Origin of the sequence: Pseudomonas sp. B21-047 (genome assembly GCF_024748775.1) — a bacterium.
In the GTDB taxonomy this organism is placed as follows: Bacteria; Pseudomonadota; Gammaproteobacteria; order Pseudomonadales; family Pseudomonadaceae; genus Aquipseudomonas; species Aquipseudomonas capeferrum.
Genome location: NZ_CP087169.1, coordinates 538,480 through 556,050, shown reverse-complemented (window position 1 = coordinate 556,050; position 17,571 = coordinate 538,480). Strand labels below are relative to the sequence as shown.

The window sequence follows — 17,571 nt, the reverse complement described above, 5'->3', positions numbered from 1 at the left end:
ACAAGATCCCGCAAAGAGGCCATCAGCCGTCAGGGCGCCAGTTGGCCCAAACGATAACGGGGCAATCAAGCAGCGCCCAACGGCCTAGGCAGATCGCGCACCACATTAAGCGCCGCACTGCTCTGCGCCACCGGCATGATCTCGATGGTATTGATATTCACATGCGCGGGCTGGTCCGCAATCCAGGCCACCGTGGCCGCGATATCCTCCGGCAGAATCGCCTCCACATCACGGTACAGAGCCTGCACGGCCTCCACATCGCCCTTCAGGCGCACCAGCGAAAAATCGGTACCCGAGCACAGGCCCGGTTCAATGTTGCTCACCCGAACACACGTACCGGCCAGGTCGGCACGCAGATTGAGGCTGAACTGGCGAACGAATGCCTTGCTGGCGCCATACACGTTGCCGCCTGGGTAGGGGTAAGTGCCGGCAATGGAGCCGATGTTGATGATCATCCCGCTGTCCGCCGCCACCATCTGCGGCAGGATCTTGTGGGTGACCATGGCCAGCCCGGTGACATTGGTGTCGATCATCCGCTGCCAGTTTTCGGCGCTGCTGGCCTGGGCGCGATCGACGCCCAGCGCCAGCCCGGCGTTGTTCACCAGCAGGTCGATCTGCAGCGACGCATCACGGATCTGTTCGACTGCCGCTTCAAGCGACACCGGGTCGGTGACATCCAGGGCCAGCGGGATGAAATTGACCCCCAGTTCACCCTCCAGTGCCTGCAGTTTATCCATGCGCCGGGCGCCACCGATCACGCGGTAGCCCTTGGCAACCAAGGTACGACAGATGGCACGGCCGAACCCCGAGGAGGCGCCGGTTACGAATGCGGTTTTCATCAGTTATCTCCGGTTGGGTAAGTCAGACCAGGTACTTCACGCCCAGGCTGGTGAACAGGCACAGCATCGAGAACACCAACACCTTGCGCACCACGTCGTTGCCTTTGCGCAAGGCCAGGGCACTGCCCATGTGGTTGCCGAGAATGTTGCAGGCCACCAGTGGCAGGGCCAGCAGGTACACAACCTTGCCGGCCATGATGAACGCCACCAGTGCGCCGATGTTGGAGGCGAAGTTGAAGGTCTTGGAGTTGGCCGAGCTGGAGACCAGGTCCATGCGCAGCAGGTAGTGGAAGGCGATGATGAACATGCTGCCGGTGCCAGGGCCGAAGAAGCCGTCATAAAAGCCGATGGTCAGGCAGGTCAGCGGCACCACGGTGTACAGCACCCGTGGAGACAGCTCGCGTTCCTCGACCGGGCGGTCCTTGGGGGTGAGGAAAATCAGGATGCCGACCGGGATCAGCGCCAGGATGATCTTGCCCACGGTCTCCTGGGAGATCGACACGATCAGGTGCGCCCCCAGGTAGGCCCCGAGCAACGAGAACGGCACGCCGACCAGCGCCACCTTCCAGACCATCTTGCTGTTGGCCAGAAAGTTGCGAATGGCCGCCAGCGTGCCCAGGGTGCTGACCAGTTTTTCTTGCCCCAGGGCCACTTGCGGCGGCATGCCCACCAGCAAAAACCCAGGGACCAGAAACAGCCCGCCACCGCCGGCAATGCTGTCGACGAAGCCGGCAATGAACGCGATCGCACCCAGCATCAGGATCGCCAGCAGCCAATGTTCCGCCCAGAAAGCGCCTAACAGTTCCATAACATTACGTCCATCGAGTGGTTGAGTGAGATCAGGAGCGCACTTCGTAGAGGTGATCGGCGCGGGTGAAATGCACACGGTTCAGGTCGTTGACCGCGAACAGGCGCATCAGCCAGCGGTCGGCACCGTCGTTTTGCGGCTCGAAGCCATCACGGGCATGCAATACGCGCTGGTTCTTGAACACCATGAAGTCACCCGGCAACAGCAGGTGCGGCTCATCGAAGCGGCGGGTTTCCAGCACGCCGCGCAGGCTGGCCAAGGCTTGCTCGGCGCGCAGGTTCAGCCCGTGGGTGTTTTCGCTGTCGAAACGGCACAACCACTCGCCCGCGTTGCCACGTGCCAGCACGGGCAGCTCGGCGGTGCAGCGCCGATTGGCGGTGAACGAGTCGGGGCGGCGAATTTCGAACTGTGGCTGGCAAAGCTCGCGCACGCTGGCCGCGGGCAGCGCCGCCACTACGGCATCGAGGTTGACCAACGTTGTGCTGATACGTGGGTCACAGCGCATGCCGAAGAACGACAGGTACTCCGGGCAGCACGAAGCGCTGCCCAGTGGCTCGGACGACAACGGCAAGTCGGGGTTGTCCACATGATAGGAAAAGCGCAGCCGCGAGCCGTGGGAGCTCTTGTGGCTGGACGAGGTACGCGCCGGGATGACATGGCGGAACAGGCGCCCGTCGTTCTCCCCTTCATAAACGATCGGGTTGATCCCCATCAGGCTCTGCATGGTCAGGCTTACCAGGCAGGCTATCGGCGTGCTGCGCGGGCTGAGTACCCCGGAGTACGGCGTAGGGGGGACGTCGCGGTCGCGTGGGCAGTTGCGCACGATCATGCAGGTCAGCTGCGGGTCTTCGACGAAGCCACGAATCTGTTGGCAGAGTGCTTTGCCCAGCACCTCCTGTGCCTGGTCCTTGAGCTGCGGATAGAGCTCTTTGCTGGTTTCAAAATCGAGGGGGGTATTGTTCAGTACGGTTTGCCAGGCACTTGAAGTCACCCAAGGCAGGCGAATCTCCAGTGAAGTCTGAGGCTCGGCTGCTTGTTGCAGGTGTGCGCTTTCCATTTCGAGTGATAGTCCATTGAGCTAGCTTGTGGCCATTCGGTGTCGTGCTAAGCCGGGCAGAGGCGGCAGACATTGTCTTTTTTTTGAAGCCGTTCACAGCTGTGCGATGGGGTGGCGGAGGCAGAAAGGGCACCCGTCAATTGCATCGACTCAATCATTGTAATTACAAAAATAGAATCGACTCAATTTATTTCATCATCAAGAAAGAACATCGATTGAATCGATTCAATCAACTTATTGATTTCAAAAGATTTCTTGATAATCGAGCGCAGACGCTGGCGCCTGATGACGAGTACAGCCGCAAACCGACTTACCCGCCCTTCCACTTTTGCTTCTCCGAACCACCTCAATCGGTGCAATTTACCCACAAGAAAACACAATTACTCCTATCAGACCTTTCGTGCTAGGCTTTCGCGTTCTTGCAGCTTCTGGTGCCATTTCCATGTGGGTTCCTCACTACAGCGACCTGGCACAGCCGGTCTATCTGATGATCGCCGACGCCCTTGAACAGGACATCGGCAGCGGCCGGCTGACCGCTGGCGAACGCTTGCCAACACTCAAGGACCTGGCCGAATCACTGAACGTGACGCCTGGCACCATCGGCCGAGCCTATGACGAAGCGGCCAAACGTGGCCTGGTGGTTGGCGAGGTAGGGCGCGGCACCTTCGTGCTGCAGCAACGCCAGGCGCAGGCCCCGGCAGCACGCCCCGTAGCGGCGCCAGCCGAACGCGAGAGCGGGCAGATCGACCTTTCGATCATCAAGCCCAATGACGCGCACATGACCGACTGGCTGCGCGGGGCAATAAACGAACTGGCCGCGTCACCCGACCTGGCCCAGGTGCTCGATTACGTCACCGAGGGTGGCCATGCGACGCACAAGCAGGCCGGTGCGGCCTGGATCCAGCGCTGGATGCCTGAAGCCAACTGGCAGCAGGTAGTGCTGACCTCAGGTGCCCAGCATGGCCTGCTGGTGGCCATCAGCAGCCTGTCCAAAGGCGACGACGTCATACTGTGCGAGTCGTTCTGCTACCCAGGCATCATTTCGCTGGCCCATAGCATGGGGCGCCGCCTGCGCGGTGTGGCCATGGACGAACATGGCCTGATTCCCGAGGCCTTGCGCGCAGCGTGCGTAGAACACCGCCCTTCCCTGCTGGTGTGCGTCACCACCCACCAGAACCCGACCAACTCGATCATGCCCCACGCGCGCCGCGAAGCCATCGCCGCCATTGCCCGCGAGTTCGACCTGTTCATCGTCGATGACGATATCTACGGCTTCCTGGAGCCAGCACCTGGCTACAAGCCCTTGGCCGCCTATGCACCCGAACGCTCGGTGTACCTGACCAGCTTGTCCAAGAGCGTGCTGCCAGCGCTGCGTATCGGCTACCTGTATGCCCCGCCGCAAACCCTGTCGCGGCTGTCGTCGATGGTGCGCAGCAGCGTGTGGATGCCATCGCCGTTGATGGCACAACTGGCCAGCAACCTGATCAACAGCGGCATGGCCGAGCAACTGGTGCAGGTGCAGCAGGACGAAGCGGCCACGCGCCAGCAGATGGCCCGTGAAATCCTTGGCAAGTACAAGATCCGCAGCCAGCCCTACAGTTTTCATATCTGGCTGGAACTGCCCGAGCCCTGGACCAGCGACGAATTTGCCAACCTGGCGCGCAACAATGGCGTCACCGTGGTCAGCGGCAGCCAGTTCCTGCCTGAACGCAGCGCTGCCACCTGTGGCGTGCGTATCGCCCTGATGACGCCGAGCCGTGCGGAACTGGGCTTTGCCCTGACCAAGCTGGTCAGTCTGCTGGATTCGCCGGAGCCGCGGCTTTTCTACTAGGCGAATGACCCTGGACGGCTCGCTGCCGTCCTTTTGAGACAGGCCGACATCAGTTTCAGAAACGGACTACATCAACAAACGCCAGTCGCCTGCTAGGTTGCCCGAAAAATCCTAAGGGTAATGCTTGCATGAAAACCTATTACGGCCGTGCCAGTCTCCTCATGTGCTCGCTGTTGCTGGCGGCACCCTCGCTGGCTGATCCCCTGACAACCGCCCCGCCTCCCTGCGCCTCGATCACTGCCGAAGCCGCCCGGGCAATGGCCTCAGCCGCCGAACGCGCTGCCCAGGCCGAGGGCTTTGCCATCGTCATCAGCATTGTCGACAACCAGGGCAACCTCAAGCACTTCCACCGCATGGACGGCACCAGCAGCGGCAGCATCCAGGTCGCGAAGCTAAAGGCCGCGACTTCCGCCCGTTTCCCGCTTGCCTCCAGAACACTTGCAGAGCGCAGTGCTGGCCTGCCGGCGAACCCCTACGCGTCACTGCCTGGCTTCACGCTACTGGGCGGTGGCCTGCCAATCATGGATGCGAATGGCCAGCATCTCGGCGGCATCGGTATCAGCGGGGCTACGCCGGAGTTGGATGTGCAGTTTGCCCAGGCGGCGCTGGATGGCGATGCCTGACGCTCGGGGGCTTACCTTTCATTTGCGCCCGTGAAGTTTCCTCGCACATAAAAAAACCCAGGGCAAATGCCCTGGGCTTTCGATGTAGCGTGACGCCTAACCGCGCTGATCAGAACGGAATATCGTCATCAAAGCTGTCAAAGTCAGCGGCCGGCTGCGGCGCTGGCTGCTGCGGTGCAGGGCGCTGTGGCGCCTGCTGCGGGCGTTGGGCCTGCTGACGTGGCGGCGCCTGGTTGTACTGTTGCTGCTGGCCACCCTGGTTGTAGTTGTTACCACCACCCTGGTTGTACTGGTCGCCGCCACCTTGCTGGTTCTGCGGACGGCCGCCCAGCAGCTGCATGGTGCCCTGCATGTCGACGATGATTTCGGTGGTGTAACGCTTGATGCCGTCTTTTTCCCACTCGCGGGTCTGCAGCTTGCCTTCGATGTACACCTGCGAACCCTTGCGCAGGTATTCGCCGGCAATTTCGGCAACCTTGCCGAACATCGACACACGGTGCCACTCGGTACGCTCGACCTTCTGGCCCGACTGCTTGTCGGTCCACTGCTCGCTGGTAGCCAGGCTCAGGTTGGTCACGGCGTTACCGTTGGGCAGGTAGCGGACTTCGGGATCCTGGCCACAGGTGCCGACCAGAATGACTTTGTTAACCCCACGGGCCATAACGTTCTCCTAGGCTTCGCACGCCGAAGAGGCTGGGTTCACCAGACGCTCGAGGGTCGTACGGTCCAAAATTTTCGTATCCAGTTTGATATAGATGGCGGCTTCTTCTGCCACCACAACGGCGTCGGTTACACCCGGCACGGCCATCAGGCGTTCGGTCAACCCGGCTTCCCGGACTGCCTCGGGCGTCAACGGCATGCGCAGGCTGGTCACATACGGCGGCTCGTTCATGCGCAAGGCAACGACCAGCCACACGGCACACAGCGCCGCACAACCCAGAAACACCATGTTCAGCCCACCGTGCTGGAACAACCAGCCACCGAGGATTCCGCCTAGGGCGGCGCCCAGGAACTGGCTGGTGGAATACACCCCCATCGCCGTTCCCTTGCCACCCGCAGGCGACACCTTGCTCACCAGCGAAGGCAGCGAGGCTTCCAGCAGGTTGAATGCAGTAAAGAATACCACGGTGCCAATCACCAGTCCGCGCAAGTTGTCAGCCCACTGCCAGAAGAACACCTCCACCAGCAGCAACACACTGACCGCCCCGGCCAGCACGCGTTTCATCTTGCGCTTCTTCTCGCCGTAGATGATGAACGGCACCATTGCAAAAAATGAGATGAACAGCGCGGTCAGGTACACCCACCAGTGTTCTTCCTTCGGCAGGCCGCCCCGTTCGACGAAGGCCAAAGGCAGGGCGACGAAGCTGGCCATGAGGATGGCATGCAGGATGAAGATACCGACGTCCAGGCGCAGAAGGTCCGCATGGCGCAGGGTCGGGCCGAGTGCCTGGCGCGCGACACCCGACTCGCGGTGCTGCAGGGTGCTGTGGGAATTGGGCACGACGAAGGCAATCAGCAGGATACCGACCAAGGCAAGCCCCGCCGTGGCGAGGAACAATCCTGACAAGCCGAAGGCACTGGTCAACAGTGGCCCGACGACCATGGCGACGGCGAATGACAGGCCGATGCTCATGCCGATCATGGCCATGGCCTTGGTGCGGTGTTGCTCGCGGGTAAGGTCGGACAGCAGCGCCATGACCGCCGCAGAAATCGCCCCCGCGCCCTGCAGAATGCGCCCGGCGATCACGCCCCAGATAGAGTCGGCCTGGGCCGCCAAAATGCTGCCCAGGGCGAAGATCACCAGCCCCAGGTAGATCACCGGACGCCGCCCGATGCGGTCGGACACCATGCCGAACGGGATCTGCAGTACCGCCTGGGTCAGGCCATAGGCGCCAATGGCCAGGCCGATCAGCGCGGGCGTGGCGCCAGCCAGGTCCATGCCGTAGGTGGCCAGCACCGGCAAGACCATGAACATGCCCAGCATACGAAAGGCAAAGACCAGGGCCAGGCCGCTTGCGGCGCGGGTTTCGCTGCCACTCATGCGCTCGTTGTGGGTGTCGTGCATGGATTAACCTCGTGTGAACCGGCGGCGATTCTATCAGTCCGACAGCTAGACGGCATATACGCGACGCTTTGCCGCGTAATGGCAGCGCGCCGTATACTTCCTTGTTTATGCCCGCCGAGCGAGGCCGCAGTGGACAAGATCCTGATTCGTGGGGCACGTACCCACAACCTGAAGAACATCGACCTGACCCTGCCGCGGGACAAGCTGATCGTGATCACCGGCCTGTCCGGATCCGGCAAGTCCTCACTGGCGTTCGACACGCTGTACGCCGAAGGCCAGCGCCGCTATGTCGAATCCCTGTCGGCCTATGCCCGGCAGTTCCTGTCGATGATGGAAAAGCCCGACGTCGACACCATTGAAGGGCTCTCCCCGGCCATCTCCATCGAGCAGAAGTCGACGTCGCACAACCCGCGCTCTACCGTGGGCACGATCACCGAGATCTACGACTACCTGCGCCTGCTTTATGCCCGCGTCGGCACCCCGCGCTGCCCGGACCACGACATCCCGCTGGAAGCGCAGACCATCAGCCAGATGGTCGACCTGGTACTGGAGCGCCCTGAAGGCAGCAAGCTGATGCTGCTGGCCCCGGTAATCCGCGAGCGCAAGGGCGAGCACCTGGCGGTGTTCGACGAGCTGCGCGCCCAAGGCTTCGTCCGCGCACGGGTCAACGGCAAGCTCTACGAGCTCGATGAACTGCCCAAGCTGGACAAGCAGAAGAAGCACAGCATCGATGTGGTGGTAGACCGCTTCAAGGTCCGCGCCGACCTGCAGCAGCGCCTGGCCGAGTCGTTCGAGACTGCGCTCAAGCTGGCCGACGGCATCGCCCTGGTGGCGCCGATGGACGATGAGGAAGGCGAAGAGATGATCTTCTCCGCCCGCTTCGCCTGCCCGGTCTGCGGCCATGCGATCAGCGAGCTGGAACCCAAGCTGTTCTCGTTCAACAACCCGGCCGGTGCCTGCCCGACCTGTGACGGCCTGGGGGTCAAGCAGTTCTTCGACACCAAGCGCCTGGTCAATGCCGAGCTGACCTTGGCCGAGGGCGCGATACGTGGCTGGGACCGACGCAACGTCTATTACTTCCAGATGCTCGGCTCGCTGTCCGCGCATTACGGGTTCAGCCTGGAGGCGCCGTTCGGCGAGCTGTCGGCCGAGCACCAGAAGGTGATCCTGCAAGGCAGCGGCAAGCAGAGCGTGGACTTCAAGTACCTCAACGACCGGGGCGACATCGTCAAACGCTCGCACCCGTTCGAGGGCATCGTGCCGAACCTGGAGCGGCGCTACCGCGAGACCGAATCGGCCACCGTGCGTGAAGAGCTGGCCAAGCTGCTCGGCACCCAGCCCTGCCCCGACTGCCGCGGTACCCGCCTGCGGCGCGAGGCCCGCCACGTGTGGGTTGGCGAGAAAACCCTGCCGGCAGTTACCAACCTGCCCATCGGTGAAGCCAGCAACTACTTCGGCGAGCTGACCCTGACCGGGCGCCGAGGCGAAATTGCTTCGAAGATCCTCAAGGAAATCTGCGAGCGCCTGCAATTTCTGGTCAACGTCGGCCTGGACTACCTGACACTGGACCGCAGCGCCGACACCCTGTCGGGCGGTGAAGCCCAGCGCATCCGCCTTGCCAGCCAGATCGGCGCGGGCCTGGTCGGGGTGATGTACATCCTCGACGAACCGTCCATCGGTCTTCATCAACGCGACAACGACCGCCTGCTGGCCACCCTCAACCACCTGCGCGACCTTGGCAACACGGTGATCGTGGTAGAGCACGACGAGGACGCTATCCGCCTGGCTGACTACGTGGTGGACATCGGTCCGGGGGCCGGGGTGCATGGCGGCCAGATCGTCGCCGAGGGCACGCCTGAAGAGGTCATGGCGCACCCTGACTCGCTGACTGGCAAATACCTGTCCGGGCGCAAGAAGATCGCCGTGCCAGCCAAACGCACACCGCGCGACAAGAAGCTCTCGCTGAAACTCAAAGGTGCCCGCGGCAACAACCTGCAGAACGTCGACCTGGAAATCCCGATCGGCCTGCTGACCTGCGTGACAGGGGTATCGGGTTCGGGCAAGTCGACGCTGATCAACAACACCTTGTACCCGCTCGCCGCGACCGCGCTGAACGGTGCCAGCAGCCTGGAAGCCGCGCCGCACAGCAGCATGGACGGCATGCAGCACCTGGACAAGGTAGTCGATATCGACCAGAGCCCGATTGGCCGCACACCGCGCTCCAACCCGGCAACCTACACCGGTATCTTCACGCCTATCCGTGAACTGTTCTCGGGCGTGCCCGAGTCGCGCTCGCGCGGCTATGGCCCCGGTCGCTTCTCGTTCAACGTCAAGGGGGGGCGTTGCGAGGCGTGCCAGGGTGACGGCCTGATCAAGGTCGAGATGCACTTCCTGCCAGACATCTACGTGCCGTGCGATGTGTGCAAGAGCAAGCGCTATAACCGCGAAACCCTGGAGATCAAGTACAAGGGCAAGAACATCCACGAGGTGCTGGAAATGACCATCGAGGATGCCCGCGAGTTCTTCGATGCGGTGCCGGCGCTGGCGCGCAAGCTGCAAACGCTGATGGACGTGGGCCTGTCATACATCAAGCTGGGGCAGTCGGCGACGACCTTGTCCGGCGGTGAGGCGCAGCGGGTTAAGCTGTCGCGCGAGCTGTCCAAGCGCGACACCGGCAAGACCCTGTACATCCTCGACGAGCCGACCACCGGCCTGCACTTCGCCGATATCCAGCAGTTGCTCGATGTGCTGCACCGCCTGCGCGACCACGGCAACACCGTGGTGGTGATCGAGCACAACCTGGACGTGATCAAGACGGCCGACTGGCTGGTGGACCTGGGGCCGGAGGGTGGCTCCAAGGGTGGGCAGATCATTGCCAGCGGTACGCCGGAAGAGCTGGCCAAGATGAAGCAGTCCTACACCGGGCATTACCTCAAGCCGCTGTTGGAGCGTGACCGGGCCTGATCCGCCTGTGCATAAAAAAGCCCCTGGTACCGTAGGTGCCAGGGGCTTTTTCGTGGGCTGTGGATAACTTACATCTGCGACTGCAGGTAGTTCTCCAGGCCGATCACCTTGATCAGGCCCTGCTGCTTCTCCAGCCAGTAGGTGTGATCTTCTTCGGTGTCAGCCAGCTGGGCGCGCAGGATGTCGCGGCTGATGTAGTCCTTGTGCAGCTCGCACAGCTCAATGCCTTTGCACAGCGCGGCACGCACCTTGTATTCGAGCTTGAGGTCAGCCTCGATCATTTCCGGCACGGTGCTGCCCACTTCAAGGTCATCGGCACGCATGTCGGGGGTGCCTTCGAGCATGAGGATGCGGCGCATCAGCGCATCGGCGTGCTGCGTCTCTTCTTCCATCTCGTGGTTGATACGCTCGTAGAGCTTGGACAGGCCCCAGTCTTCATACATACGCGAGTGAATGAAGTACTGGTCGCGTGCTGCCAGTTCGCCCTTCAGCAACGTGACGAGGTAGTTGATTACGTCCGGGTGACCTTGCATCGCCCTGCATCTCCATGTGAAAACATCAATGGACATAGTGTGAACCAGGTTTTGCTCGCGGTCACGGATAAACGCGCAATAACAGGCAAAAAATCGGCTAAACAGTAGTGATATTCATTGAAAAACCGCCCAAATGAGGGCGGTTCTTCTTATCACTTCGAGTTAAGCGAGGTTCACCCCCAGCGCCTTGGCAATGCCTTCGCCGTAGGCGGCGTCAGCCTTGTAGAAGTACTGGAGCTGACGCTGGATCACATCCTCGCTCACCCCTGCCATGGCACCGGCGATGTTACTGATCAGCAAGGCCTTCTGCTGTTCGTTCATCAGGCGGAACAACGCACCGGCGTGGCTGTAGTAGTCGTTGTCCTCGCGGTGATCGTAGCGATCAGCCGAACCATTGAGGGCCAGTGCAGGCTCGGCATGGCGTGGCGACTGCTTGGGTGCATCGGCGTAACTGTTGGGCTCGTAGTTCGGCGCGCTGCCGTAACTGCCGGTGGCCATCGAACCGTCACGCTGGTAGCTGTTGACTGGGCAGCGCGGTGCATTGACCGGCAGATGCTGATGGTTGGTACCCACTCGGTAGCGGTGCGCATCAGCGTAGGCAAACACGCGGCCTTGCAGCATGCGGTCTGGCGACAGCCCTACACCAGGGACCATGTTGCTAGGGCCAAAAGCGGCCTGCTCGACTTCGGCGAAGTAGTTGAGCGGGTTGCGGTTGAGCTCCAGCACACCCACTTCGATCAATGGGTAGTCCTTTTGCGACCAGGTCTTGGTCACGTCGAACGGGTTCTCGTCGCGGCTGGCCGCCTCGGCTTCACTCATCACCTGAATGCACACGGTCCAGCGCGGGTAGTCGCCACGCTCGATGGCCTCGAACAGGTCGCGCTGGGCGTAGTCCGGGTCTGTGCCGGCCAGGCGTGCAGCGTCGGCTGGGGCGAGGTTCTTGATGCCTTGCTGGGTCTTGAAGTGCCATTTGACCCAGGTGCGTTCGCCTGCAGCGCTGATCAGGCTGTAGGTGTGGCTGCCGAAGCCGTGCATGTGACGATAGCCGTCCGGAATGCCGCGGTCGGAGAACAGGATGGTGACCTGGTGCAGTGCCTCGGGTGAGTGCGACCAGAAGTCCCACATCATCTGGGCGTTCTTCAGGTTGGATTGCGGGTGGCGCTTCTGGGTGTGGATAAAGTCCGGGAACTTGAGCGGGTCACGGATGAAGAACACCGGGGTGTTATTGCCAACGATGTCCCAGTTGCCTTCCTCGGTATAGAACTTCAGCGCAAAACCTCGCGGGTCACGCTCGGTGTCGGCCGAACCCCGTTCGCCACCGACGGTGGAGAAACGCAGGAAGGTTTCAGTCTGTTTGCCGACCTGCTCGAACAGCTTGGCGCTGGTGAGCTCGGTGATATCGCGGGTGACGGTAAACGTGCCATAGGCGCCCGACCCCTTGGCGTGAACACGACGCTCGGGGATATTCTCGCGGTTGAAGTGGGCAAGCTTCTCGATCAGGTGGAAATCGTCGAGCAGCAGCGGGCCGCGGGGGCCGGCAGAGCGGGAATTCTGGTTGTCAGCTACAGGTGCACCGCTGGCGGTGGTGAGAATCTTGCTCATGGGCTCTCCTTATCGGTCTTGAAGTGCCGGCTAATCGGCTTGGATAGGAGTATTGACGAGCGGTTGTTTCAGGACAAATTCATTACATGACTTGTATCAATAGAGATTAACAATACGTGCAGAAACAAAAAACCGGGCACTAGGCCCGGTTTTTTGTAGCAGACAGAACGTCTTACTCGGCAGCTTCTACAGCACCACCGACTGGACGATCAACCAGCTCGACGTACGCCATAGGCGCGTTGTCGCCAGCGCGGAAACCGCACTTCAGGATGCGCAGGTAGCCGCCCTGACGGGTGGCGTAACGCTTGCCCAGATCGTTGAACAGTTTGCCAACAGCGGACTTCGAACGGGTACGGTCGAAGGCCAGACGACGGTTAGCAACGCTGTCTTCCTTGGCCAGGGTGATCAGCGGCTCGGCAACGCGGCGCAGTTCCTTGGCTTTCGGCAGGGTGGTTTTGATCAGCTCGTGCTCGATCAGCGACACTGCCATGTTCTGGAACATAGCTTTGCGGTGAGAGCTGGTACGGCTCAGGTGACGTCCACTTTTACGATGACGCATGATTCATTCCTTACCAAACACTACGTTCGGTGATTACGACGATCAGGCGGTCGCCTTGTCGTCTTTCTTAAGACTTGCAGGCGGCCAGTTGTCGAGGCGCATGCCGAGAGACAGACCACGAGAGGCCAGGACGTCCTTGATTTCAGTCAGGGACTTCTTGCCCAGGTTAGGAGTCTTCAACAGCTCTACTTCGGTACGCTGAATCAGGTCGCCGATGTAGTAGATGTTCTCCGCCTTGAGGCAGTTGGCCGAACGTACAGTCAGTTCCAGGTCGTCAACCGGACGCAGCAGGATCGGATCGATCTCGTCTTCCTGCTCGACAACAACCGGCTCACTGTCACCTTTGAGGTCGACGAACGCGGCCAGCTGCTGTTGCAGGATGGTCGCAGCGCGGCGGATAGCCTCTTCAGGATCCAGGGTGCCGTTGGTTTCCAGATCAATGACCAGCTTGTCCAAGTTGGTACGCTGTTCAACACGGGCGTTTTCGACCACATAGGCGATACGACGCACCGGGCTGAACGAAGCGTCCAACTGCAGACGGCCAATGCTACGGCTTTCGTCTTCGTCGGTCTGACGGGAGTCGGCCGGCTCGTAACCACGACCACGAGCTACGGTGAGCTTCATGTTCAGGGCGCCATTCGACGCCAGGTTCGCGATTACGTGATCGGGGTTGACGATCTCGACATCGTGATCCAGCTGAATATCGGCAGCGGTAACCACCCCCGAACCCTTTTTCGACAAGGTCAGCGTAACTTCGTCACGACCGTGCAGTTTGATAGCCAGGCCTTTCAGGTTCAACAGGATTTCAATCACGTCTTCCTGAACACCTTCGATCGCGGAGTACTCATGGAGTACGCCATCGATCTCGGCCTCGACTACTGCACAGCCAGGCATTGAGGACAACAGGATGCGGCGCAGCGCGTTGCCCAGGGTATGGCCGAAGCCACGCTCGAGAGGCTCGAGCGTGATCTTGGCGCGGGTCGGACTGACTACCTGCACATCAATGTGGCGGGGAGTCAGGAACTCATTTACCGAAATCTGCATGGATGCACCTATTTTCTAGCCCTTACTTGGAGTAGAGCTCGACAATCAGGTTCTCGTTGATGTCGGCGGACAGGTCGCTGCGAGCAGGAACGTTCTTGAAAACGCCCGACTTTTTAGCAGCATCCACATCAACCCACTCAACGCGGCCACGCTGGGCGCACAGTTCAAGGGCTTGAACAATGCGCAGCTGGCTCAGCGACTTCTCGCGAACCGCGACCACGTCACCCGGACGAACTTGGTAGGATGGAATGTTTACAGTCTTACCGTTGACGCTGATCGCTTTGTGCGAAACCAGCTGACGGGACTCGGAACGAGTCGAGCCGAAGCCCATACGGTAAACGACGTTATCCAGACGGCACTCGAGCAGTTGCAGCAGGTTCTCACCGGTTGCGCCTTTTTTCGAGGCAGCAGCTTGGTAGTAACCGCGGAACTGACGCTCCAGAACACCGTAGATACGACGGACTTTTTGTTTCTCGCGCAGCTGGGTACCGTAGTCGGACTGACGGCCACGGCGCTGGCCGTGGATACCTGGGGCTGCTTCGATGTTGCACTTCGATTCCAGAGCGCGAACGCCGCTCTTCAGGAACAGATCGGTGCCTTCACGACGAGACAGTTTGCATTTTGGACCAATGTAACGTGCCATTCTTCTGTCTCCTGATTACACGCGACGCTTCTTCGGCGGACGGCACCCGTTATGCGGGATTGGCGTCACGTCGGTGATGCTGGCGATCTTGTAGCCGCAGCTGTTCAATGCACGAACGGCGGACTCACGACCTGGACCTGGACCCTTGACGTTAACGTCGAGGTTCTTCAGACCGTATTCCAGCGCAGCTTGACCAGCACGCTCAGCAGCAATCTGAGCTGCGAACGGGGTGGATTTGCGCGAACCACGGAAACCCGAACCACCGGAGGTCGCCCAGGACAAAGCATTGCCCTGACGGTCGGTGATGGTCACGATGGTGTTGTTAAAAGAAGCGTGGATGTGGGCGATGCCATCAACCACTGTCTTTTTGACTTTCTTACGAGGACGAGCAGCAGGTTTTGCCATGTCTATATTCCTGGGCGGTTACTTGCGGATCGGCTTACGCGGGCCCTTACGGGTGCGTGCGTTGGTCTTGGTGCGCTGACCGCGAACCGGCAGACCTTTACGATGACGCAGGCCGCGGTAGCAACCCAGGTCCATCAAGCGCTTGATCTTCATGTTGATGTCACGACGCAGGTCACCTTCGGTGGTGAACTTCGCGACTTCGCCACGCAGGGTTTCGATTTGCTCGTCGCTCAGATCCTTGATCTTAGCGGCTGGGTTTACACCAGCGTCTGCACAGATCTTCTGCGCAGTTGTGCGACCGACACCATAGATGTAGGTCAGCGAGATAACAGTATGCTTGTTATCTGGAATGTTGACGCCTGCAATACGGGCCATTCAGTGGGACTCCAATTGACAGCTACCTACGCCCCGGAAGCCAAGAAATAGGGCGCGAGATAATATCGCTGTAGAAACGAATAATCAACCCAGCAGCACACTAGCTGCTGGGTTTGAAGCGACGATCACAATCAGCCTTGGCGCTGTTTGTGACGCGGTTCCGCGCTGCAGATCACTCGTACGACGCCTTCGCGACGGATGATCTTGCAGTTACGGCACAGCTTTTTCACCGATGCACGAACTTTCATTACCGACTCCTCGAACCTTAGGGGCGTATCAGCGCAGCAAACCGCTGCCACCGTAGCCTTTCAGGTTGGCTTTCTTCATCAGGGATTCGTACTGGTGCGAAACGAGGTGCGATTGTACTTGGGACATGAAGTCCATCACAACCACTACCACAATCAGCAACGAGGTCCCGCCAAGGTAGAACGGCACATTTGCTGCCACCACCAGGAACTGGGGCAGAAGGCAGACGGCCATCATGTATAGAGCACCGAACATGGTCAAACGGGTCAGAACGCCATCAATGTAGCGCGCCGACTGCTCACCAGGACGGATACCCGGAATAAAGGCACCGGACTTCTTCAGGTTTTCCGCTACGTCTTTCGGATTGAACATCAACGCTGTGTAGAAGAAGCAGAAGAAAATGATCCCTGCACTAAACAGCAAAATGTTCAACGGCTGACCAGGAGCGATCGACTGCGAGATGTCCTGCAGCCAGCCCATACCTTCGGACTGACCGAACCAGGCACCCAGCGAAGCCGGGAACAGCAAAATGCTGCTGGCGAAAATGGCCGGGATAACCCCTGCCATGTTCACCTTCAACGGCAAGTGGCTGGTCTGCGCAGCGAAGACCTTGCGGCCCTGCTGACGCTTGGCGTAGTGAACGGCGATACGACGCTGACCACGCTCAATGAACACCACGAAACCGATAATCGCTACTGCCAGCAAACCGATAGCGACCAGGGCGAAAATGTTGATATCGCCTGTGCGCGCAGACTCGAAAGACTGCCCGATTGCTCTCGGAAGACCGGCAACGATACCCGCGAAGATCAACATCGAGATACCGTTGCCCACACCGCGCTCAGTGATCTGCTCGCCCAGCCACATCATGAACATCGCGCCTGCCACAAACGTGGAAACCGCGACGACATGGAAGCCTAGACCGGCAGAAAACGCCACGCCCTGGTTGGCCAGGCCAATGGACATGCCAATGGCTTGGACCAGCGCCAGAATAACGGTGCCGTAGCGGGTGTACTGGCTGATCTTGCGACGGCCAGCTTCACCTTCCTTCTTCAACTGCTCCAGTTGCGGGCTGACCGCCGTCATCAGCTGCATGATGATCGATGCCGAAATGTACGGCATGATCCCCAGTGCAAAGATGCTCATGCGCTCAAGCGCACCACCGGAAAACATGTTGAACAAGCTAAGAATGGTCCCCTCATTCTGCCGAAACAGATCCGCCAAACGGTCCGGATTGATGCCTGGAACCGGGATATGCGCACCTATCCGATAGACGATGATCGCCATGAACAGAAAGCGCAGACGAGCCCAGAGTTCCGACATCCCGCCCTTACCGAGCGAAGAGAGAGCACCTTGCTTAGCCATTTATTCCTCGAATTTGCCGCCAGCTGCTTCGATAGCCGCACGCGCACCCTTGGTGGCTGCGATGCCCTTGATGGTGACTGCGCGAGTAACTTCGCCAGACAGCATGATTTTCACACGCTGAATGTGCTGGTTGATCACGTTGGCATCCTTCAGGGATTGCACGGAGATCACGTCGCCTTCCACTTTGGCCAGCTCGGACAGACGCACTTCTGCGCGGTCCATGGCTTTCAGCGAAACGAAGCCGAATTTCGGCAGACGACGGTGCAGCGGCTGTTGACCGCCTTCGAAGCCCGGAGCGATCGAACCACCCGAACGGGAGGTCTGACCTTTGTGGCCACGGCCGCCGGTCTTACCCAGACCGCTACCGATACCACGACCCGGACGATGTTTTTCGCGACGGGAACCCGGCGCTGGACTCAGATCATTGAGTTTCATCGATTAACCCTCGACGCGCAGCATGTAGTAAGCCTTGTTGATCATCCCGCGATTCTCGGGAGTATCCTGGACTTCTACAGTGTGACCGATGCGACGCAGACCCAGACCCTTAACGCACAGTTTGTGGTTAGGAATACGGCCCGAGACGCTCTTGATCAGCGTTACTTTAACGGTTGCCAT

19 protein-coding genes are annotated in these 17,571 nt (G+C 60.1%); 3 read left to right on the top strand and 16 right to left on the bottom strand.

The window, feature by feature from the left end; genetic code table 11:
* Nucleotides 1-65 precede the first annotated feature (65 nt).
* From LOY26_RS02510 to LOY26_RS02500, 3 genes are read right to left on the bottom strand one after another with little or no spacing between them, the layout of a single operon-like run.
* Nucleotides 66-839, bottom strand: coding sequence for an SDR family NAD(P)-dependent oxidoreductase (locus LOY26_RS02510; RefSeq protein ID WP_033703478.1), 774 nt, complete (start codon nt 837-839; stop codon nt 66-68).
* Between the two features lie 22 nt (nt 840-861).
* Entirely contained in the window at nt 862-1,647 is a 786-nt protein-coding gene (locus LOY26_RS02505) for a TSUP family transporter (RefSeq protein ID WP_033703479.1), read from the bottom strand.
* A gap of 31 nt (nt 1,648-1,678) precedes the next feature.
* Nucleotides 1,679-2,704: a TauD/TfdA family dioxygenase gene (locus LOY26_RS02500; protein WP_033703480.1), complete on the bottom strand. Its 1,026-nt coding sequence runs from the start codon at nt 2,702-2,704 to the stop codon at nt 1,679-1,681.
* 442 nt (nt 2,705-3,146) lie between these two features.
* Between LOY26_RS02500 and LOY26_RS02495 the strand changes: the two genes are divergently transcribed.
* Nucleotides 3,147-4,535, top strand: coding sequence for a PLP-dependent aminotransferase family protein (locus LOY26_RS02495; protein ID WP_258714349.1), 1,389 nt, complete (start codon nt 3,147-3,149; stop codon nt 4,533-4,535).
* A 128-nt stretch (nt 4,536-4,663) separates the two neighbouring features.
* Nucleotides 4,664-5,158 (top strand): heme-binding protein, encoded by a 495-nt coding sequence (locus LOY26_RS02490; protein ID WP_258714348.1) that lies wholly within the window; start codon nt 4,664-4,666, stop codon nt 5,156-5,158.
* Between the two features lie 109 nt (nt 5,159-5,267).
* Here the strand turns inward: LOY26_RS02490 and LOY26_RS02485 are convergent, their stop codons facing one another.
* On the bottom strand, nt 5,268-5,819 hold the full coding sequence (locus LOY26_RS02485) for a single-stranded DNA-binding protein (RefSeq protein WP_033703483.1): 552 nt from the start codon (nt 5,817-5,819) through the stop codon (nt 5,268-5,270).
* Between the two features lie 9 nt (nt 5,820-5,828).
* Nucleotides 5,829-7,223, bottom strand: a complete 1,395-nt coding sequence (locus LOY26_RS02480) for an MFS transporter (protein WP_095065585.1) — start codon at nt 7,221-7,223, stop codon at nt 5,829-5,831.
* Between the two features lie 129 nt (nt 7,224-7,352).
* On the opposite strand from LOY26_RS02480, the gene uvrA reads away from it, so the two are divergent.
* On the top strand, nt 7,353-10,187 hold the full coding sequence (gene uvrA, locus LOY26_RS02475; RefSeq protein WP_186661303.1) for an excinuclease ABC subunit UvrA: 2,835 nt from the start codon (nt 7,353-7,355) through the stop codon (nt 10,185-10,187).
* A gap of 68 nt (nt 10,188-10,255) precedes the next feature.
* On the opposite strand, the gene bfr is transcribed toward uvrA, so the two are convergent.
* The 11 genes from bfr to rpmD all read right to left on the bottom strand — a co-directional run bounded on the left by bfr (nt 10,256) and on the right by rpmD (nt 17,571).
* Complete coding sequence (gene bfr / locus LOY26_RS02470) at nt 10,256-10,720, bottom strand: bacterioferritin (protein WP_008089766.1); 465 nt, start codon at nt 10,718-10,720, stop codon at nt 10,256-10,258.
* Between the two features lie 162 nt (nt 10,721-10,882).
* Nucleotides 10,883-12,322, bottom strand: a complete 1,440-nt coding sequence (locus LOY26_RS02465; protein ID WP_186661306.1) for a catalase — start codon at nt 12,320-12,322, stop codon at nt 10,883-10,885.
* Nucleotides 12,323-12,494: 172 nt separating this feature from the next.
* Nucleotides 12,495-12,881: a 50S ribosomal protein L17 gene (rplQ, locus tag LOY26_RS02460; protein ID WP_003255451.1), complete on the bottom strand. Its 387-nt coding sequence runs from the start codon at nt 12,879-12,881 to the stop codon at nt 12,495-12,497.
* 42 nt (nt 12,882-12,923) lie between these two features.
* On the bottom strand, nt 12,924-13,925 hold the full coding sequence (locus LOY26_RS02455) for a DNA-directed RNA polymerase subunit alpha (RefSeq protein ID WP_003255452.1): 1,002 nt from the start codon (nt 13,923-13,925) through the stop codon (nt 12,924-12,926).
* A 22-nt stretch (nt 13,926-13,947) separates the two neighbouring features.
* Nucleotides 13,948-14,568: a 30S ribosomal protein S4 gene (gene rpsD, locus LOY26_RS02450; RefSeq protein ID WP_009681977.1), complete on the bottom strand. Its 621-nt coding sequence runs from the start codon at nt 14,566-14,568 to the stop codon at nt 13,948-13,950.
* 15 nt (nt 14,569-14,583) lie between these two features.
* Nucleotides 14,584-14,973, bottom strand: coding sequence for a 30S ribosomal protein S11 (gene rpsK, locus LOY26_RS02445; protein WP_003255454.1), 390 nt, complete (start codon nt 14,971-14,973; stop codon nt 14,584-14,586).
* Nucleotides 14,974-14,991: 18 nt separating this feature from the next.
* Nucleotides 14,992-15,348, bottom strand: a complete 357-nt coding sequence (rpsM, locus tag LOY26_RS02440; RefSeq protein WP_003255457.1) for a 30S ribosomal protein S13 — start codon at nt 15,346-15,348, stop codon at nt 14,992-14,994.
* Nucleotides 15,349-15,479: 131 nt separating this feature from the next.
* On the bottom strand, nt 15,480-15,596 hold the full coding sequence (rpmJ, locus tag LOY26_RS02435; RefSeq protein WP_002555468.1) for a 50S ribosomal protein L36: 117 nt from the start codon (nt 15,594-15,596) through the stop codon (nt 15,480-15,482).
* 28 nt (nt 15,597-15,624) lie between these two features.
* Nucleotides 15,625-16,956, bottom strand: coding sequence for a preprotein translocase subunit SecY (gene secY, locus LOY26_RS02430; protein ID WP_003255459.1), 1,332 nt, complete (start codon nt 16,954-16,956; stop codon nt 15,625-15,627).
* Entirely contained in the window at nt 16,957-17,391 is a 435-nt protein-coding gene (rplO, locus tag LOY26_RS02425; RefSeq protein WP_003255461.1) for a 50S ribosomal protein L15, read from the bottom strand.
* Between the two features lie 3 nt (nt 17,392-17,394).
* The gene (gene rpmD, locus LOY26_RS02420) at nt 17,395-17,571 is read right to left on the bottom strand and encodes a 50S ribosomal protein L30 (RefSeq protein WP_008089798.1); all 177 of its coding nucleotides are present in this window, start codon (nt 17,569-17,571) and stop codon (nt 17,395-17,397) included.

What these genes read in the sequence shown, in the direction of transcription:
- LOY26_RS02505 (WP_033703479.1), bottom strand. Translation starts at nt 1,647, where the DNA reads ATGGAACTGTTAGGCGCTTTCTGGGCGGAACATTGGCTGCTGGCGATC.
- LOY26_RS02465 (WP_186661306.1), bottom strand. Translation starts at nt 12,322, where the DNA reads ATGAGCAAGATTCTCACCACCGCCAGCGGTGCACCTGTAGCTGACAAC.
- LOY26_RS02495 (WP_258714349.1), top strand. Translation starts at nt 3,147, where the DNA reads ATGTGGGTTCCTCACTACAGCGACCTGGCACAGCCGGTCTATCTGATG.
- LOY26_RS02510 (WP_033703478.1), bottom strand. Translation starts at nt 839, where the DNA reads ATGAAAACCGCATTCGTAACCGGCGCCTCCTCGGGGTTCGGCCGTGCC.
- rpmD (WP_008089798.1), bottom strand. Translation starts at nt 17,571, where the DNA reads ATGGCAACCGTTAAAGTAACGCTGATCAAGAGCGTCTCGGGCCGTATT.
- secY (WP_003255459.1), bottom strand. Translation starts at nt 16,956, where the DNA reads ATGGCTAAGCAAGGTGCTCTCTCTTCGCTCGGTAAGGGCGGGATGTCG.
- LOY26_RS02480 (WP_095065585.1), bottom strand. Translation starts at nt 7,223, where the DNA reads ATGCACGACACCCACAACGAGCGCATGAGTGGCAGCGAAACCCGCGCC.
- LOY26_RS02500 (WP_033703480.1), bottom strand. Translation starts at nt 2,704, where the DNA reads ATGGAAAGCGCACACCTGCAACAAGCAGCCGAGCCTCAGACTTCACTG.
- rpsM (WP_003255457.1), bottom strand. Translation starts at nt 15,348, where the DNA reads ATGGCCCGTATTGCAGGCGTCAACATTCCAGATAACAAGCATACTGTT.
- LOY26_RS02485 (WP_033703483.1), bottom strand. Translation starts at nt 5,819, where the DNA reads ATGGCCCGTGGGGTTAACAAAGTCATTCTGGTCGGCACCTGTGGCCAG.
- bfr (WP_008089766.1), bottom strand. Translation starts at nt 10,720, where the DNA reads ATGCAAGGTCACCCGGACGTAATCAACTACCTCGTCACGTTGCTGAAG.
- LOY26_RS02490 (WP_258714348.1), top strand. Translation starts at nt 4,664, where the DNA reads ATGAAAACCTATTACGGCCGTGCCAGTCTCCTCATGTGCTCGCTGTTG.
- rplQ (WP_003255451.1), bottom strand. Translation starts at nt 12,881, where the DNA reads ATGCGTCATCGTAAAAGTGGACGTCACCTGAGCCGTACCAGCTCTCAC.
- rpsK (WP_003255454.1), bottom strand. Translation starts at nt 14,973, where the DNA reads ATGGCAAAACCTGCTGCTCGTCCTCGTAAGAAAGTCAAAAAGACAGTG.
- rplO (WP_003255461.1), bottom strand. Translation starts at nt 17,391, where the DNA reads ATGAAACTCAATGATCTGAGTCCAGCGCCGGGTTCCCGTCGCGAAAAA.
- rpmJ (WP_002555468.1), bottom strand. Translation starts at nt 15,596, where the DNA reads ATGAAAGTTCGTGCATCGGTGAAAAAGCTGTGCCGTAACTGCAAGATC.
- LOY26_RS02455 (WP_003255452.1), bottom strand. Translation starts at nt 13,925, where the DNA reads ATGCAGATTTCGGTAAATGAGTTCCTGACTCCCCGCCACATTGATGTG.
- rpsD (WP_009681977.1), bottom strand. Translation starts at nt 14,568, where the DNA reads ATGGCACGTTACATTGGTCCAAAATGCAAACTGTCTCGTCGTGAAGGC.